This is a genomic window from Acidovorax sp. CF316, from assembly GCF_000276605.1.
In the GTDB taxonomy this organism is placed as follows: Bacteria; Pseudomonadota; Gammaproteobacteria; order Burkholderiales; family Burkholderiaceae_C; genus Acidovorax.
Map to the genome: position 1 here is coordinate 1 of NZ_AKJX01000143.1, position 17,253 is coordinate 17,253.

At 70.2% G+C, this 17,253-nt stretch carries 13 protein-coding genes; 9 read left to right on the forward strand and 4 right to left on the reverse strand.

What is annotated here, in order from left to right; genetic code table 11:
• A partial coding sequence (locus PMI14_RS17825) for a HAMP domain-containing protein (protein WP_007856652.1) occupies positions 1–881 on the reverse strand: 881 nt, incomplete at its 3' end.
• A 202-nt stretch (positions 882–1,083) separates the two neighbouring features.
• Between PMI14_RS17825 and PMI14_RS17830 the strand changes: the two genes are divergently transcribed.
• On the forward strand, positions 1,084–1,953 hold the full coding sequence (locus tag PMI14_RS17830) for a 3',5'-nucleoside bisphosphate phosphatase (protein ID WP_007856653.1): 870 nt from the start codon (positions 1,084–1,086) through the stop codon (positions 1,951–1,953).
• 8 nt (positions 1,954–1,961) lie between these two features.
• Complete coding sequence (locus PMI14_RS17835) at positions 1,962–2,597, forward strand: L-threonylcarbamoyladenylate synthase (protein WP_007856654.1); 636 nt, start codon at positions 1,962–1,964, stop codon at positions 2,595–2,597.
• 166 nt (positions 2,598–2,763) lie between these two features.
• Here the strand turns inward: PMI14_RS17835 and PMI14_RS17840 are convergent, their stop codons facing one another.
• On the reverse strand, positions 2,764–3,963 hold the full coding sequence (locus tag PMI14_RS17840; RefSeq protein WP_007856655.1) for a methyl-accepting chemotaxis protein: 1,200 nt from the start codon (positions 3,961–3,963) through the stop codon (positions 2,764–2,766).
• Positions 3,964–4,151: 188 nt separating this feature from the next.
• Here PMI14_RS17840 and PMI14_RS17845 point away from each other — a divergent pair, with 188 nt between their 5' ends.
• Positions 4,152–4,820 (forward strand): site-2 protease family protein, encoded by a 669-nt coding sequence (locus tag PMI14_RS17845; protein ID WP_035204385.1) that lies wholly within the window; start codon positions 4,152–4,154, stop codon positions 4,818–4,820.
• Positions 4,821–4,865: 45 nt separating this feature from the next.
• On the forward strand, positions 4,866–6,170 hold the full coding sequence (locus PMI14_RS17850) for a tryptophan--tRNA ligase (protein ID WP_007856657.1): 1,305 nt from the start codon (positions 4,866–4,868) through the stop codon (positions 6,168–6,170).
• A 57-nt stretch (positions 6,171–6,227) separates the two neighbouring features.
• On the opposite strand, the gene PMI14_RS17855 is transcribed toward PMI14_RS17850, so the two are convergent.
• Positions 6,228–9,629: a FecR domain-containing protein gene (locus PMI14_RS17855; protein WP_007856658.1), complete on the reverse strand. Its 3,402-nt coding sequence runs from the start codon at positions 9,627–9,629 to the stop codon at positions 6,228–6,230.
• A gap of 20 nt (positions 9,630–9,649) precedes the next feature.
• The gene (locus PMI14_RS17860) at positions 9,650–11,626 is read right to left on the reverse strand and encodes an adenylate/guanylate cyclase domain-containing protein (protein WP_007856659.1); all 1,977 of its coding nucleotides are present in this window, start codon (positions 11,624–11,626) and stop codon (positions 9,650–9,652) included.
• 137 nt (positions 11,627–11,763) lie between these two features.
• On the opposite strand from PMI14_RS17860, the gene PMI14_RS17865 reads away from it, so the two are divergent.
• The 5 genes from PMI14_RS17865 to PMI14_RS17885 all read left to right on the forward strand — a co-directional run.
• The gene (locus PMI14_RS17865; protein ID WP_007856660.1) at positions 11,764–12,021 is read left to right on the forward strand and encodes a hypothetical protein; all 258 of its coding nucleotides are present in this window, start codon (positions 11,764–11,766) and stop codon (positions 12,019–12,021) included.
• A 5-nt stretch (positions 12,022–12,026) separates the two neighbouring features.
• Entirely contained in the window at positions 12,027–13,109 is a 1,083-nt protein-coding gene (locus PMI14_RS17870; RefSeq protein WP_007856661.1) for a formylglycine-generating enzyme family protein, read from the forward strand.
• 97 nt (positions 13,110–13,206) lie between these two features.
• Positions 13,207–13,905 carry a response regulator transcription factor gene (locus PMI14_RS17875; protein ID WP_007856662.1) on the forward strand — a complete coding sequence of 233 codons (699 nt, stop codon included), beginning with the start codon at positions 13,207–13,209 and terminating at the stop codon, positions 13,903–13,905.
• A gap of 84 nt (positions 13,906–13,989) precedes the next feature.
• Positions 13,990–15,708, forward strand: a complete 1,719-nt coding sequence (locus PMI14_RS17880) for a FecR domain-containing protein (protein ID WP_007856663.1) — start codon at positions 13,990–13,992, stop codon at positions 15,706–15,708.
• Between the two features lie 14 nt (positions 15,709–15,722).
• On the forward strand, positions 15,723–17,253 hold a 1,531-nt coding region (locus tag PMI14_RS17885), incomplete at its 3' end, for a CHASE2 domain-containing protein (RefSeq protein ID WP_007856664.1).

The window sequence follows — 17,253 nt, forward strand, 5'->3', positions numbered from 1 at the left end:
GTCTGCTCGGTGCGCGCCGACAGGTCGTGGTTGCCGTTGGCGATCTCCACCGAGGCCGAGGACACCGAGTCCACGCCCACGCGCACCTCGCTCACCACGGTGCGCAAGCGGGTGGACATGCCGGACAGGGCACGCGTCAGCACGCCGAGTTCGTCCTTGCGGTCGTCATGGATGTTCTGCGTGAGGTCGCCGGCCGAGATCGCTTCGGCCAGCGACACGGCGCGATCGAGCGGGCGGGTGATGGAGCGCACCAGCAGGGCTGCCATCAACATGCCCAGCACCACCACGGCAATGGCGGCGACCGCGCCGATCACCACCAGGCTGGCGCGCGAGTCGTGGGCTGCCTGCACCGCCGCGTCGCGCTGGCGCTCCTGCACGGCCACGAACTTGTCGATGGCCTCCAGGTAGGCCACTGCCTTCGGGCGGTAGACCTTGGCCAGGTAGTCCTGCTTGGCCGCCGCATCGCCCGCGTCGGTCAGCTCCTTGAGCTTGTCGGTCTGCCCCCGGATGTCGGCACGGGTGGCGGCGACATGGGCCAGGGCGGCCTTGTCATCGGCCGACACCGAACTCTTGCCGATCTTTTCCTGCACCGGTGTGATGCGCGCCGTGAGGGCCGCCACGCGCGTATCGAAGTCGGCCTTGAGCGCTGCGTCCGTGGTCACGAAGCTGGCCATGGACATGGTGACGGCCACCTCGGCCAGCCCGCGCCAGCTCACTGCCGTGGTGATGGCGGACTCGTACTTCTCGACCGACCGCTCGGTCTCTGCCGTCACCTGCCGCCCATACCACTGGGTGCAGATGGCGGTCACCAGCATCAGTGCCAGCAGGCCCAGGATCACGCTCCACATCTTGTGGGCCACGCGCAGGTTGTCGAATTTCATGGTCGATCCTTGCAACAGGTTCTTGTGCTGTGCAAGGGCATCACCTGCCCCTGCTTTGTGGGTTTTTGCCTCAGGAAACCGTCTTCAAACCACCAGCCGCCGTCACGGCCACAGGACGAACGGCAACAGAGCCCGCGCTCTTGTAACCAGTGTTGCTGGAATCGGCACCCCGCGTTATCGGTACAAGCCCTAAAATGGGTCGGTGACCACCTTGCTCAACGCCGACCTGCACTGCCATTCCGTGGTATCCGACGGGACCATGACCCCCGAGGACCTGGCCGCGCGCGCCAAGGCCAACGGGGTCGAGCTGTGGGCGCTGACCGACCACGACGAAATCGGCGGCCAGCACCGGGCCGCCGCGGCCGCCCGCGCACAGGGCATGGCCTACCTCACGGGCGTGGAGATCTCGGTGACCTTTGCCGACACCACCGTGCACATCGTCGGCCTGGGGTTCGATCCGGACGACGCCCGCCTGGCCGAGGGCCTCGTCGCCACGCGCGGCGGTCGCGGTGACCGGGCCCGGGACATGGCGCAGCAGCTGGCCCAGGTGGGCATCGAGGGGGCCTACGAAGGCGCCCTGAAGTTCGTGGGCAACCCGGCACTGATCTCGCGCACGCACTTTGCGCGCTTTCTCGTCGAATCGGGTGTCTGCAGGGACACCTCCGAGGTGTTCCGCCGCTTTCTCACCGAAGGCAAGCCCGGCTACGTGCCGCACCGCTGGGCCCGGCTGGGCGATGCCGTGCGCTGGATCACCGAGGCCGGCGGCATGGCCGTGATCGCCCACCCGGCCCGTTACAAGTTCAGCGCCAACGAGGAGTTTGCGCTGTTCTCCGAATTCAAGGCCCACGGCGGGCGTGGCGTCGAGGTGGTGACCGGCAGCCACAGCCCGCCCGAGTACCTGACCTATGCAGCCATGGCCCAGGAGTTCGGCCTGGCCGCCTCGCGTGGCAGCGACTTCCACAGCCCGGACGAATCGCACACCGACCTGGGCACCCTGCCCCCGCTGCCCGGCACGCTGACCCCCGTGTGGGAACTGCTGGCCGATCGCATCCGCCCGGCAGCCGCCGCCTGACCTTCACCATGGCCCAGTACTTCGAAGTCCACCCCGACAACCCCCAACCCCGGCTGCTCAAGCAGGCCGCCACCTTGCTGCAAAAAGGCGGCATCGTGGCCGTGCCCACCGATTCGAGCTATGCGCTGGTCTGCCACCTCGATGACAAGGATGCCGTGGACCGGCTGCGCCGCATCCGCCAGGTGGACGAAAAGCACCACCTGACCCTGCTGTGCCGCGACCTCTCGGAGCTGGCCAACTACGCGCGCGTGGACAACCGCCAGTACCGCCTGCTCAAGCTGGGCACGCCCGGGCCCTACACCTTCATCCTCGAAGCCACCAAGGAAGTGCCGCGCCGCGTGAGCCACCCCTCGCGCAAGACCATCGGCCTGCGCGTGCCCGACCGCAAGGGCCTGCAGCTGCTGCTGGAACTGCATGGCGCGCCTTTGCTGGCCACCACGCTGATCCCCGCTGGCGAAACCGAGCCACTGAACGACCCCGAGGAAATCCGCGAGCGCTATGAAAAGCTGGTGGATGCCATCGTGGATGCTGGTGCCTGCCCACGGGAACCCACCACGGTGGTCGACCTGACGCCCATGGGCACCGGCGGCGACCCCGAAGTGGTGCGCGAAGGCCGCGGCAGCCTGCAAGCGCTGGGGCTGTAGGGCCGTTTCAACCGCTAATCATTGCCACTGTTCGCGGCGCATGAACTGACGCGGCCAAGACCAGTGCCCCCGTGCAAGGGCCGCCCCGCCGCACCGGGGGCGTCCCCCTCCCGACTCGCGCAGCGGGTCGAGAGAGGGGTGAAGGCGCGAAGCGACTCAGGGGGTGTTAGTCCAATTTGAAGGCGCCCACGGCGCGCTGCAGCTCCTGCGCACGCGAGGACAGGGCCGAGGCGGCGCTGGCCGCCTGCTGCACCAGGGCCGCGTTCTGCTGCGTGGCGCTGTCCATCTGGGCCACGGCGCCGTTCACCTGCTCGATGCCCGAGCTCTGCGCATGCAGCGCACCGGAGATTTCGCCCAGCAACGCAGTGACCTGGCCGACGGCGCCCACGATTTCTTCCATGGTCTTGCCAGCACGGCCCACGTGGCCGGCACCGCTCTCGACCTGGTCGACCGACTGGCTGATCAGGGTCTTGATCTCGCGCGCCGCCACGGCACTGCGCTGCGCGAGGTTGCGCACCTCGCTGGCCACCACGGCAAAGCCGCGGCCCTGCTCGCCCGCACGGGCCGCTTCCACGGCGGCATTGAGCGCCAGGATGTTGGTCTGAAAGGCAATGCCTTCGATGACCTGGATGATGTCGACGATCTTGCGCGAGCTGCCGCTGATGGCCTGCATGGTCTGCACCACGTCGCCCACCACGGCACCGCCGCGCTCGGCGATCTGCGAGGCGTTGACGGCCAGGCTGCTGGCCGAGCGCGCGCGCTCGGCGTTCTGGCGCACGGTGGAGGTCAGTTCGGCCATGCTGCCGGCCGTGTCGGCAAGGGAGCTCACCTGGTCTTCCGTGCGGCGCGCCAGGTCGGAGTTGCCCGAATCGATGTCCGCCGCGGCCTCGGTGATCGAGTCCGTGGACTGCTTGATGCCCGAGACCAGTTCGGTCAGCGTGTCCTCCATGGTGCCCAGGGCCGTGAGCAGGCGGCCGAAGTCGCCTTCGAGCTCGGACGAGAACTCCTGGCTCAGGTCGCCCGCCGCCACCGTCTCGGCGATCAGGATGGCCTGGTTCAGCGGGTGCACGATGCCGCTGCGCAGCAGCACGAAGGACACCAGCGAGACCACGAACACGCCGGCCCCCAGCAGCAGCACCCACAGGCGCGCGCTCTCCAGGTGGCCCTGGCCGGCCCGGATGGCCTGCTCCAGGGGCGCGCGCTGCTCCGCGGTGAGCCCGGTGGCCGACCCCACCGCAGCGCGGTAGGCATCGTCGGCCTGGCCGATGCCCGAGCTGGCCACCACCATCAGTACCGCCACCAGCAAGGCAATGGCACCAAACGCCAGAATGAGGCGCGTTCCAATCTTCAAACGATCCAGGCCCATGGGATTCATCTCCGATATCAGTGTTGTATGTATTTATGGCGACCGTTGCATTCAACAATGTAGCGCGCGCACAACCTCACCCGAGTCTGCCACGCCTGTATCCATTTGAAACAACGGAACCATCGTAACAATCCCGGAAAGTGACTGTGCCAAAGGGTTGTTGTCGTGTGTCTGAGACAATTGGCAGGGTGGACATCTCCAATCTCATCCAAACCGTTCTGATCTATGCCCTGCCGGTGCTCTTTGCAATCACCGTGCACGAAGCTGCCCATGGCTATGCCGCTCGCCACTTCGGCGACAACACGGCGTTCATGATGGGCCGGATCACCCTCAATCCGCTCAAGCACATCGACCCCATCGGCACCATCCTGATGCCGCTGGTGCTGTACTTCGCCACCTCCGGGGCCTTCCTGTTCGGCTATGCCAAGCCGGTGCCGGTCAATTTCGGCAACCTGCGCAACCCCAAGCGGCACATGATCTGGGTCGCGCTCGCGGGACCGGCCTCGAATTTCTTCCAGGCCATCTTCTGGGCCGTCCTGCTGGTGCTGCTGCTTGGCATGGGCGTGACCGAGCGCTTCTTCATCGAGATGGCGCGCGCCGGCATCCTGGTCAACCTGGTGATGTGGGCCTTCAACCTGTTCCCGCTGCCCCCGCTCGATGGCGGCCGCATCCTGGTCGGCCTGCTGCCCTGGAAGGCGGCCCACATGGTCTCGCGCATCGAGCCCTTCGGCTTCTTCATCGTGATGGGCCTGGTGGTGGCCGGCGTGGTGGGCACCATCTGGCTGCGCCCGCTGATGTCGCTGGGCTATGGCGCCATCAACCTGCTGCTCACGCCGCTGATGGCCTTGCTGCGCTGAGCGGCTCCGCTTTTTCTCTCCCCCTTTTCGCAGAATCCGTTTCCCATGAGCACCACGCGCTTTCTCACCGGTATCACCACCACGGGCACGCCCCACCTGGGCAACTTCGTGGGTTCCATCCGCCCGTCGGTGGCGGCCAGCCTCACGCCCGGCGTGCAGAGCTTCTACTTCCTGGCCGACTACCACGCGCTCATCAAGTGCGAAGACCCGGTGCGCATCCAGCGCTCCACGCTGGAGATCGCGGCCAGCTGGCTGGCCGCGGGCCTGAACCCCGAAAAGGTCACCTTCTACCGCCAGTCCGACATCCCCGAGATTCCTGAACTCACGTGGCTCCTGACCTGCGTGACCGGCAAGGGCGTGCTCAACCGCGCCCACGCCTACAAGGCCAGCGTGGACAAGAACGTGGCGGCCGAGCGCGATGCCGATGACGGCGTGACCGCGGGCCTGTTCATGTACCCCGTGCTCATGGGCGCCGACATCCTGATGTTCAAGGCCCACAAGGTGCCCGTGGGCCGCGACCAGATCCAGCACATCGAGATGGCGCGCGACATGGCCGCCAGCTTCAACCACCTGTACGGCGAGCACTTCGTGCTGCCCGAGGCCGCCATCGACGACCACGTGGCCACCCTGCCCGGCCTCGACGGCCGCAAGATGAGCAAGAGCTACGACAACACCATCCCGCTGTTCAGCTCGCGCGAGCAGCTCAAGAAGCTCATCGGCGGCATCCTGACCGACTCGCGCGCGCCCGGCGAGCCCAAGGAGGTGGAGGGCTCGGCACTGTTCCAGATCTACCAGGCCTTCGCCACCGAGGCCGAGACCGCCGCGCTGCGCCAGCAGTATGCCGACGGCATTGCCTGGGGCGATGCCAAGCAGGTGCTGCTCGAGCGCGTGGACCAGGTGATCGCCCCCATGCGCGCGCAGTACGAAGAGCTGATCAACAACCCGGCCCGCATCGAGACCACGCTGCTGGCCGGTGCCGAGCGCGCGCGCGCGCTGGCCACGCCCTTCATCCGCGAGCTGCGCTCGGCCGTGGGCCTGCGCAGCCTGGTGCAGGCCGGCGCTGCCACCAAGGCGGCCAAGGCCGCCAAGGTGGCCCTGCCCTCGTTCAAGCAGTACCGCGAGGCCGATGGCAAGTTCTACTTCAAGTTCGTCGCGGCCGATGGCCGCCTGCTGCTGCAGAGCACGGGCTTCGATGCGCCCAAGGACGCCGGGCAGGCGATCGCCCAGCTGCAAAAGGACGGCCATGCGCTGCAGGCCCTGGCACCGCGCCTGGCGCCGGTGGATGGCGTTGCGCAGGCCGACGTGGAAGCGGCGCTGCAGGCGCTGGCCGAGGCTGCGGCGGCAGCCTGAGGCGCCCATGCCCCTGCGCGGCGGGACGCCAGGCTTGGCAACCTGCAGGCGCGCAACTCAATCCCGGTAGCGCAGCAGCGCCCACAAGGTGGGCCGCTCGCCGCTGCGCAAGCCCGTCTCCAGTGAGCCCACCAGCGTGAAGCGGCGATCTTGCGACTCCCAGCCGTGGGCCAAGGCCATGCTCCAGCCCGGCGGGCGCTGCAGGAAGTTGGCCTCATCGCGGTAGCGCATCCCGCGCCAGGTGAGCCGCAGCAGCGAAAAGCCGCGCCCCTCGTGCCGCCAGGTGGTCTGCCCCAGCGCCACATGGCGCGCGAAACCTGGCAGCAGGTTTCCGGAGAACCCCTCCCCCGTATTGCGCGAATCGGTATGGATGTAGCTGCCCAGAACGCTCCAGCGCGGCCCCAGCAGGTGGTTGACGGACACGGTGGACTGGACCAGATGCCCCTGTCCGAACACCGGCGTCTCCTCGTAGGTGTTCAATGAAGTCTGTGCGCTGAGCACGACGGGCGCGACCGTATTGATGTTGTCGAACAAGGCCGCCGTGTTCATGGCGAACAGCCGCCCGTCGCGGGCCACCAGGTTGTGGATGCGCTGGCCTGAAAGGCTGGCGCCCAGGAAGGTGGACGGCCCCAGTTCCCAGTCCAATTGCAGCGCGTGCTTGCGTGCCAGGCTGCCTGGCAGCAGGTACTGGTTGTCCACGGCGATGGCACCGGTGGACACCGGCGCGAGCGTGTGCGTACCGGGGGCACGCATGCTCTCCTGCCAGGCCCAGTGCAGGGCCCGCCCGGGGCCCAGCCGCACGCTGGCACCCACACGCGGCAGCAACTTGCGGCGGCGCGCGGCACCGTCGAATTGCGGATCCAGCAGGTCCTGGCCCGCCGTGTCGGTGAAGCGGTCGCTCTGGGCGGTGGAGAGCCTGGGCCAATAGGCTTCCGCCATCACGCTCCACGGTCCGCTGCGCCACTCCCCTGCCATCCAGGGCATGTCATAGCGTTCGGTGTTGGCCCGAGGGCTGACCACCTGCGCATCTGCAATCGCGCTGTCCGTATCACGGGTCACGCGCTCCCAGCCGGCACTGAAGCGGTGTGGCCCCTGCAGCAGGGTATGGCGCAGGAACAGGCCCTTCTCTTCGCTTGCATAGTGGTAGTCCTGCGGTCCGAAGCGCGCATCGTCCAGCACCAGGCCGGAGGTCTGGCGCCCCCCGTGCACCTGGATCCAGGTCTGGCTGTCGGCGGACCAGCGCCACGATCCCCCGGCGTCCGTGCGGCGTGCGCGGGTCTCGGCGCCGCCCGTGAAGGTGATGCCGTTGCCAAAATCGCGCCCGTCCGGGAAACGGTAGCGCAGGGTGCTGTCCGTATGCTGCAGGAAAAGGGAGAGGCTTTCACTGGGTTTGGCACCGACGGCGATGGCCAGATCCGGGGACGACAGGCGATAGCGCGATGCAGCGGGCCCTTCGCGCGGCCACATCTGGATGTCCTGCCCCCGCACCAGCCAGGCCACAGGGATGGGCGCCGTCGCAAAGCCACGGTGGCCTGCATCGACCGTGGCGTTGTGCCGCAGCGGGTTGCGTTCGGCGCTCGCCCCCGCACTCCATTCACTGCCGGTGGACAGCAGCAGCGGTGCACGCTTCTCGCTGGCACCGAACACCGTAGGGTCGGTCAGGTAGCCCTGGAACAGTTCGGAGCGGCGATTGAAGTCGCTTTCGTAGCGGTCGGACAGGAAGAAGTGGCTGCCGGCCCACAGAGGGTAGTACGAGGCTGCGGCATAGGCCCGTGCCCAGTGCTCCATGCCGAAGTCACCCAGTGCCTTGCCCAGACTGGCCGACCCCCGGCTGTCCGACGCCAGCGGATTGAGCGACTTGAGGAAAGGCAGCCGCACAAGCGCCTCTCGCGCTGCGGCGATCGCCTGCACGGGCTGCCCGCTGTCGTTGTGAAGGGTGGATTCGATCTGCCAGGGCAAGGGATCGTTCGGGTCGGCGACGCGGGCGCGCGCCAGCGAGTCGAGCGCCGCCGCTTGCTCGCCCAGCTGGTACTCGGCCACGGCCAGCCAGACCTGGGCGCGCGCATAGCGCGGCTCGATCACCAGGGCCTTGAGCAGCTGGCTGCGCGCCGCCCCGGGGTCGCCCTGCTGCAGCGCCAGCAGGCCTGCACCGGCCAGGCTCACATAGTCATCGCCGGCCTGGGCCAGCGCGGCGTCAAAGCCCGTACGCGCATCGCCCAGGCGCAGGGCCTCTGCCGCCAGGGTGGCCTGCTCGCCCTGGTAGGCGGGCTGCGCGGGCGACAGCGCCACGGCACGCGCCAGGGCCTCGCGCGCACCGCGCAGGTCACCCCGCTCGCGCAGGGCGCGCCCCAGGCCCCACTGGGCTGCGGCCTGGTCGGTAGCAGGCTCCCGCCGTGCCTCGGCACCGGCCACCGCTCGCCGGTACAGGGCAATGGCTTCCTCGCCCCGGCCTTCCAGGCGCTGCCAGTCGGCGTCGGCCAGCAGCAGCGCAGTGGCCTCGGGTGCCTGCGTGCGTGCGGTATCGAGCCAGGCACGCGCCTCAGGGCTCTGGTCCAGCGCCATCAGCAGCCCGGCGCGCCGCGCAGCGGTGCGCGGGTCCTGCGTGCGTTGCCAGGCGGCGGCCAGGCGCTGCTGGGCCGCGTCCATGCGGTCGTCAAAGACGTCGAGGTCGGCCAGCAGCAACTCCACCACGGCCCCACCCTGCCCGCTGGCAGACAGCGCCAGCAACCGCTCGCGTGCGCGCGGCCACTGGCCCGTGCGCAGGTCGTCGCGGAGCGCGGCCAGCGGCGGCGCCACGGCGTCGCCCTGCAGTTCCACCCAGCGCGTGGCGTCCACCGGGTTGGCCATGACCCACTGCACGCGCTCGCGCGGGCGCACCAGCAGGCGCTTGACCGGTGCCTTGCCAGGCTCCACATAGCCCTGCTCGGCAGGCCCCAGTTCCACCCGGCCGAAGGCATTGGAAAGGTCCACCTGGCCCGACAGCACGGTGAGCGTGGTGCGCCCCGCCGCATCGACCTCCACGTCCCAGTCGGTACCGCGCACCACGGCCAGGGCCGCCGGGGTCTGCAGCTGCAGCGAGGCCGGGGTCTTCTTGGTGCGCGCCCACAGGCGCCCGGCGGCCAGCTCCAGCAGGCTGCGCTCGGGCTGCGATTCACACAGGCGCAACTGGGCATTGGCCGACATGCGGATCTGCGTGCGATCGGCCAGCAGCAGCGCGGCCGACGACAGCTCCAGGGTGCGCACGCCCGCACCCGCACCCAGTTGCTGGGCCAGCACGGCCGGTGACCAGGGCCCCTCGCCGGGCGGCCGGGTCTGGCCCTGGCCGGCCAGGGCCACGATCTGCGCGGCCACGGTATCGGGGGCCACGGACACCCCGGCGCACTGCGCCCAGGCACTGGGCAGGCACAGGGTGGCAGCCAGGGCAATGGGGGTCTTGATCCACAGGTGTGTCGATGGCATGGCGGGGCCTTTCCGGGTACTCATTTGTCCAGCGCATGCGCAAAGACAGCGCCCGCTGCCACCGGCGCCCGGGCGTTGGCCAGTGTCTGCACCTGCGCCTGCAGCCGGTCGGCCTGGGCCGCCCACAGCGGTGCCAGGTGCACGGCCCGGGCCCTCCACTCGGCGCAGCACGCCAGGGCCTCGTCCCAGCGGCCCGCATGCACATGGGCCTGCAAAACCAGGCTGGTGGCCACCAGCGGCGCATCGTCGCAGGGGGTGTAGACATCGATGCCGCTGCTGCGCCCGGCCAGCACCACGGCGTCGAGCCAGAGCAGGGGTGGCGGCTGCGCCCCCTCCCGCGGCAAGGTGCTGCGGGTGGCCTCGGACAGCAGGATCCCGGCGCCGAAGGCCTTGTTCGCGCCTTCCAGCCGGGCCGCGGTGTTCACCGCATCGCCCACGGCGGTATAGGTGAAGCGGCCTTCGGAGCCCAGGTGGCCCACCGCCGCCTCGCCGGTGTGCAGGCCGATGCGCAGCTGCAGCTCGGCAAAGGGGGTGCCCGCCCACTGGCTGCGCAGGGCCTGCATTTCCCGCTGCATCTCCTGCGCGCAGGCCAGGGCGCGTGCCGCGTGCTGCGGCTCGGCCACGGGGGCGTTCCAGAACGCCATCACGGCATCACCGATGAACTTGTCGAGCGTGCCACCGTGGCGGTGCACGGCATGGGTCATGCGCGTGAAATAGGCGTTGAGGGCCTGCGCCACCGATTCGGGCGGCAGGCGCTCGCTGGCCGAGGTGAAGCCCGCCAGGTCCGAGAACAGCAGCGTGAGCTCGCGCCGCTCGCCGCTGATGGCCGGCGCGGTGCCGCTGGCGATCAGCGCGCTGACCACGGCCGGCGGCACATAGCGGCCGAAGTCCAGGCGCAGGCGCTCGCGCTGGCGCCGCTCGCGCCAGTAGCTGTCGGTCGCGCCGACGTTGAAATGCAGCGCCAGTGCCACCAGCGTGGGCAGCGTGGGCCACCACACGCCCTGCAGGTAGGCCCAGAGCCCGCCGATCAGCGCCAGCAGGGCCAGCGCCACGCTCAGCCACACGGCCAGCCAGCCACGCCAGCGGCGCGTGAGCGCGGCCACCACGGCAATGGCCGCCGCGGCCTGCAGCAGCGGGCCCGCCGGGTGCGCGGGCACGATCCAGTCGCCCGTGAGGCCATTGATGAGGGCCGTGGCATGCAGCATCACGCCCGACTGCGTGCCCTGGCCCAGGGTGCGCAGCGGCGTGGTGAACTGGTCCACGCCGCCCACCGGCGTGTTCTGGCCCAGCAGCAGCAATCGACCCTGCAGCGCGCCAGGCGCCAGCTGCCGCGCCGGGTCCAGCGCCTGGATGTAGTGCACATAAGGCAGCGCCACCTCGGGCGCGTAGTAGCGCAGCAGCGCACCGGGCGGGGGCGGCACCACGCTGCGGCCCGCGGCCTGCGCCAGCACGCGCCACATCGCATCGGCGTGCAGCGGCGCGCTGCGCTGCACGCCATCGTCGTCGGGCTGCATGCCCACGTCGCCGTGCAGCGCCTGGCCGAAGATCGAGCGCAGTGCCTGCTGGTACTGCGCCACCTGGCCGCTGTGCACGGCCACCCGGGCGCTGGCCAACACCACGGGCATGCGCCCCTGCAGGGCACGCCCGAGGGCGGCGTCGTCCTCGGGGGACTGGGCGGTGGACAACAGCAGGTCGATACCGAGCCCCGCCGCGCCGGTCGCGGAAAGCGCCTCGACCAGTTGCGCATGCAGGCGCCGCGGCAGCGGCGGCGCTGCCTGAAGGGCCGCGAGGCTGGGCTCGTCGATGCCGATGACCACCACGCCCGCATCGGGCCGCACGGGTGCGGTCAGGCTGCTGAAGAGATCGTATTCCAGGCGCTGCAAGGGCTGCCACACCGGCAGGACCTGCAGCAAGGCCAGCAGCACCAGCGGCACCAGCAGGCGCAGCGCCCACTGGCGCCCCGCGTCCCTTGCCACTGCCGACCGGATCCAGGCCATACGTTCTTCCGTCAGTTGTAACGTACTGTATCGCAGGGGGGAGGCAGCGCAAGGGTTTCAGACCCCTGGGTTACAAATGGGGCGCGGCTTTTTGTCCCACCGTCCCTTAGACTGCCTTCCAACACGGGGAGAATCCCATGAAAGCACTGATCGCCTCGGCCACCCTGCTCGCCCTGCTGGCGGGCTGCGAATCGGCCACCACCCGCCCACCGTCGGGCCCCATGGCCTCGGGCCGGGACCGCACCTTCAGCGTGCCGGTCTATGGCAACGACGCCTCGCCGGCCTACAACGCCGCCACCCGGGAGTGCCAGAAGCTGGCGCTGTTCCCCAAGCTGCTGCGCAACGAGGGTTCGCGCCTGGTCTTCGAGTGCGTGAGCGACAACCCCAACCGCTGAGCCCGATGGCCCGGTGCCGAACGGCCGCCACCACCGCCGTCCTCGTGCTGGCCGCTGCCCTGCCCGCGCAGGCCCAGGTGCGCCACGACAGGCAGCACCCGGTGTGGACCAACAGCCTGGGCATGCCGTTCGTGAAGGTGCCCGCCGGCAGCTTCGTGATGGGCGGGCCCGAGGCGCCCGACGTGCTGGCGCGGGCCTACCCGCAGCTGGAGCCCAAGCGCTTTGCCGAGCTGGTCGATGAAGGCCCGGCCCACCGGGTGGTCATCCGCCAGGCCTTCTACCTGGGGCAGCACGAGGTGACGGTGGGCCAGTTCCGGCGCTTCCTGCAGGCCTCGGGCTACCAGCCCGAGTCGGAGGCCGACGGCACCGGCGGCTATGGCTACAACCCCCGCTACGACCCGGCCACGACCCGTCGCGGCGATGCCTTCGAGGGGCGCGACCCGCGCTACTCCTGGCGCAACCCGGGGTTTGCGCAGGGTGAGGACCACCCCGTGGTCAACGTCACCTGGAACGACGCACAGGCCCTGGCCCAATGGCTGAGCCGCACCGAAGGCCAGCGCTACCGCCTGCCCACCGAGGCCGAGTGGGAGTACGCCTGCCGTGCCGGCACGCGCACCCGCTACCCGCACGGAGACGACCCCGAGGGCCTGCTCCAGAACGCCAACACCTTCGACCAGGAGGCCGCACCCCACTGGGAGCGCTGGCGCCAGCATGCCCTGCGCGGCAGCGATGGCCATGCCTTCACCGCGCCCGTGGGCAGCTACGCGCCCAACGCCTTCGGCCTGCAGGACATGCTGGGCAATGCCTGGGAGTGGGTGGCCGACTGGCATGGCGACAGCTACTACGCCGAGTCTCCCGCCGTGGACCCCGGGGGCCCGGCCGACGGCAGCGTGCGCGTGCGCCGCGGTGGGTCCTGGCACACCTGGTCGTTCTATGCACGCTGCGGCTACCGCAACTGGAACAGCCCGCAAACCCGCTACACCCTGGTGGGCATGCGGCTGCTGCGTGAAATCGCACCCGCCGCGGCCGCCCGGCCTGGCGCGCGCCATGCCGCCCCGCGCCGCCTGGCATCGCCCGTGGTACGGTGAACAACTGTCAAACTTGGTGATCCCCAAGATGGGGCATGGAATGGACTGCCGCACATCGCGAATAATGCGGGGTGAATCTTGAACGGAACGGAGAACCATGCGCATAGCGGCGTTAGACGACGATGCGCTTCAGCTGGATCTGATCAAACAGGCCACCGAAGCGATGGGCCATGTGTGCCACACCCACCTGACCGGTGCCGCGCTGATGCGCGAGATGCGCCGCGAGACCTTCGACCTGCTGATCGTGGACTGGCACCTGCCCGACACCACCGGCCCCGAGGTGGTGCGCTGGGTGCGCGAGAACGTGGGCAAGCAGTTGCCCATCCTGTTCGTGACCAACCGGCAGGAAGAGCGCGACATCGTCGAAGGCCTGGGCAGCGGGGCCGACGACTTCATGGTCAAGCCCGTGCGCATCGGCGAGCTCAATGCCCGCGTGGGGGCACTGCTGCGCCGCGCCTACCCGCAGAGCACCAGCGGCGCGCTGGATTTCGGGCGCTACAAGTTCTACCCCGAGTCGCGCTCGCTGGAGGTCAATGGCCAGGTGGCCGAACTCAAGAACCGCGAATACGACCTGGCGCTGTTCCTGTTCCAGAACATGGGGCGCCTGCTTTCGCGCGACCACCTCAAGGAGGTGATCTGGGGCCAGGGCTCGGACGTGCTCTCGCGCTCGCTCGACACCCATGTCTCGCGCCTGCGCACGCAGCTGGACCTGCGCCCGGTCAACGGCTACTTCATCACCGCGGTGTATGGTGTGGGCTACCGCTTCGAAGCCGTCGAGCCTGATCGCAAGCCGTGATGCGCCCCCCGGGCTTCCACAGCGAAGCCCGCCCCTCGAGAATGATGAAGACCGCCGCAGCCTGCGGCCCGTAGGAGAGTTGACGTGGTCATCCACCGCCTTGCATTGCCCCTGTCCGCCGCCGCCATGTTCGTGGCGGGCCTCGGCTGCGCGCATGCGCAAGCCACCCCCACTGCCCCTCCAGACACGCAGACCGACGAAATCCCGCACACGGTACGGGCCGGCGACACCCTCGAAGGCCTGGCCCAGGCCTACCTGGACAACCCGCGCCAGTGGCCGCTGCTGCAGCAACGCAACAAGGTGGCCGACCCCAGGCGCCTGCAGCCGGGCTCCACCGTGTGGATCCCCGTGCGCCTGCAGCCGCAGGCCTCGGCCCAGGTGGAGTTCGTGCAGGGCAATGCCACGGCACAGCCCCAGCGGGGCGAGGCGCAGGCGCTGGCGCCAGGTGCCCGGCTGGACGAAGGCACGCGCCTGCAGGTGGGGCCGGACAGTTTCGTCGCCGTGCGCCTGGCCGACGGCACGCTGGTGCGCGTGCAGCCCCAATCCGACCTGCAACTGCGCCAGTTGCGCCGCCGCGGACGCGCGGGCAGCATCCAGTCGGTGATGGAGATGCGCGCCGGCAGCGTGGAGTCGAGCGTCGCCCCCAGCACCGATGCGCTGCGCCGTTTCGAGATCCGAACACCGCGCGCCGTGACCAGCGTGCGCGGCACCGAATTCGGCGTGGCGCTGGCGGCCTCGGGCCAGGCGACTGCCTCGGTACTTGAAGGCACGGTGGCCGTACAGTCCCGCGCCGAGAATGCCCCGCAGCCGGTTGCCGACGCCACCCTGCTGGCCCGCGGACAAGGCCTGTCGGTGGCGCCCGACGGCACCCTGGGTGCCCCGCGCCCGCTGCTGGCCCCGCCCGACCTGTCCACCGTGCCGGCGCAGCTGCATGACCTGGGCCTGCTGGCCATCAACCTGCCGGCCACGCCCGGCGCCAGCGGCTACGTGGCCCAGGTGGCCCGCGATGCAGCCCTGACGCAGGTACTGCGCAGCGGCCGCTTTGCCAACGGCCAGCTGCGCTGGGCCGCGCTCGACGATGGCAGCTACCACCTGGCCGTGCGCGCCGTGGACGAGGCCGGCATTGCCGGCCTGCCCGCCACGCGCCCCATCACCATCAAGACCCGGCCGGTGCCGCCGCTGTACCAGCAGCCTGCCCCCGGTGCCGTGCTGCCGCGCGTGACCGGCAGCCTGCGCTGCACCGAAGTGCCCGGGGCCCGCTGGTACCGCATCCAGGTGGCGGCCAGCGCGGATTTCGCCACCCCGCTGCTGGACGAGGGACGCCTGAACCCCTGCCAGCTGACGCTGGCCACACTGCCCCTGGGCAACTACTTCTGGCGCGCGGCCACGGTCGCGGAGCTCGCGGGCGGTGCGCTGGACCAGGGGCCGTTCGCACCCGCGCAGCCCTTCACCGTGGCGCAGCAGCCCGCCGCGCTCGACCTGTCGTCCATGCAGGCGACGGATGGCGACACCATCGTGCGCCTGCACTGGCCGGCCCAGGCCGGCCAGCGTTTCCGCGTGCAGCTGGCGCCGGACCTGGAGTTCAGCAAGGTCCTGCAGGACACCCAGCTCGACGAACCGCGCTGGACCTCCGCGGCCGACCTGCCTGCGGGCACCTACTTCGTGCGCATCCAGGTGCTCGACCCCTCGGGCCTGCAAAGCGAGTTCTCACCGCCGCGCAGCATCCGTGTAGGCACGGGGCTGAACACGAGCTCCGGGCTGCCCCTGTCCACCATGGGCGGTGAGCCCGTGCGCCGTCCCTGAGCCCCTTGCGGTCGATGCCCACGCAGCACTCCCGCACGCGCAACCAGCAGCGGCGGGTCGAATGGGCCGCCATCGCGCTCACGCTGCTGGCCCTGGTGGCATGGCTGAGTGCACCGAGCGCACTGCCGCGCACCAACCACCTGGTGCAGGACACCGGCTTGCGCCTGGTGTCGCGCCCGCCGCAGCCCGGCATCGCCGTGATCGCGGTGGACGACCGCAGCATCGGCGTGATCGGCCGCTGGCCCTGGCGGCGCGCCCTGCATGCCCAGCTGATCCAGAACGTGTCGCATCAGGCACCGCTGGTGATCGGCATGGACGTGCTGTTCAACGAAGAAGACCTCGACTACCCCGAGGACGATCTGCTGCTGACCGATGCCGTCGCCAGGAGTGGCCGGGTGGTGCTGCCGGTGATGCAGCGCCAGGGCCCGTACGAACCGGGCGATGGTGCCGACCGGCCGATGCCCGCGCTGGAGCAGGCCGCCGCCCGGCTCGGGCATGTGCACGTGGCCACGGACGAGGACGGCGTGGTGCGCAGCCTGTATGCGCGCGAGGGGCCGGCCAGCGCACCCTGGCAGCACTTCAGCATCGCCATGCGCTGCGTGGCCACGCCATCCCTCGGTGGCTGCCCGCCGGCGCGCTGGAGCGACCCCCCTGCCGACGGCGCCCGCTGGGAACGTGCGGGCCGCCGCCTGATCCCCTACGCGGGCGGGCCGGGGCACTTCACCACCTACTCCTACATCGACGTGCTGCGCGGTGAGGTGCCAGCCGATGCCTTCCGCGGCAAGTACGTGCTCGTGGGCTCGATCGCCGCCGGGCTGGGCGACATGTTCGCCACCCCGGTGGGCCAGGAGTCGCGCCTGATGCCGGGCGTGGAAGTCATCGCCCAGGTGCTCGACGCCGACCTCGCGGGGGTGCACATCCACAGCGCGCCGCCGGCGCTGAACATGGCCTTCAACCTGCTGCCGGTGGTGCTGGCGCTGCTGGCGCTGCTGCTGCTCGGCCCCTTCGCCGCCCTGCTCACCAGCATTGCACTGGGCGCGCTGGCCCTGGCCCTGGCCGTGCTGCTGCCCGCCTGGAGCGGCCTGCAATTCGCGCCCGCTGCGGCCCTCATCGGGCTGGTGCTGGCCTACCCGCTGTGGAGCTGGCGGCGCCTGAGTGCCGCGGCCCAGTTCCTCCGGCTGCAGATGGAGAACCTGCAGCGCCAGGGCCTGGTGATCCCGCTGCGCGGCCCGGCGGCCAGCACCGGAGACTTCCTGGAGCGGCGCATCAACGCGGTGGAATATGCCTCGCGCCAGCTGCGCGACATGCACCACTTCGTGAGCGAGAGCCTGCAGCAGCTGCCCTCGCCCACCATGGTCTGCGACACCGAGGGCCGCATCCTGCTGGCCAACACGGCCGCGCGGCGGCACCTGCTGGGCGTGGCCGAGGTCGAGGGCGACCCGATGGTCTGGCCCCTGCAGGGCCGCCAGATCGCCGATGTGCTCGGCGACCTGATCGACATCGCCACCGAGCAGCCGCTGGTGACCCCGGAGCGGCTGGGCAGCC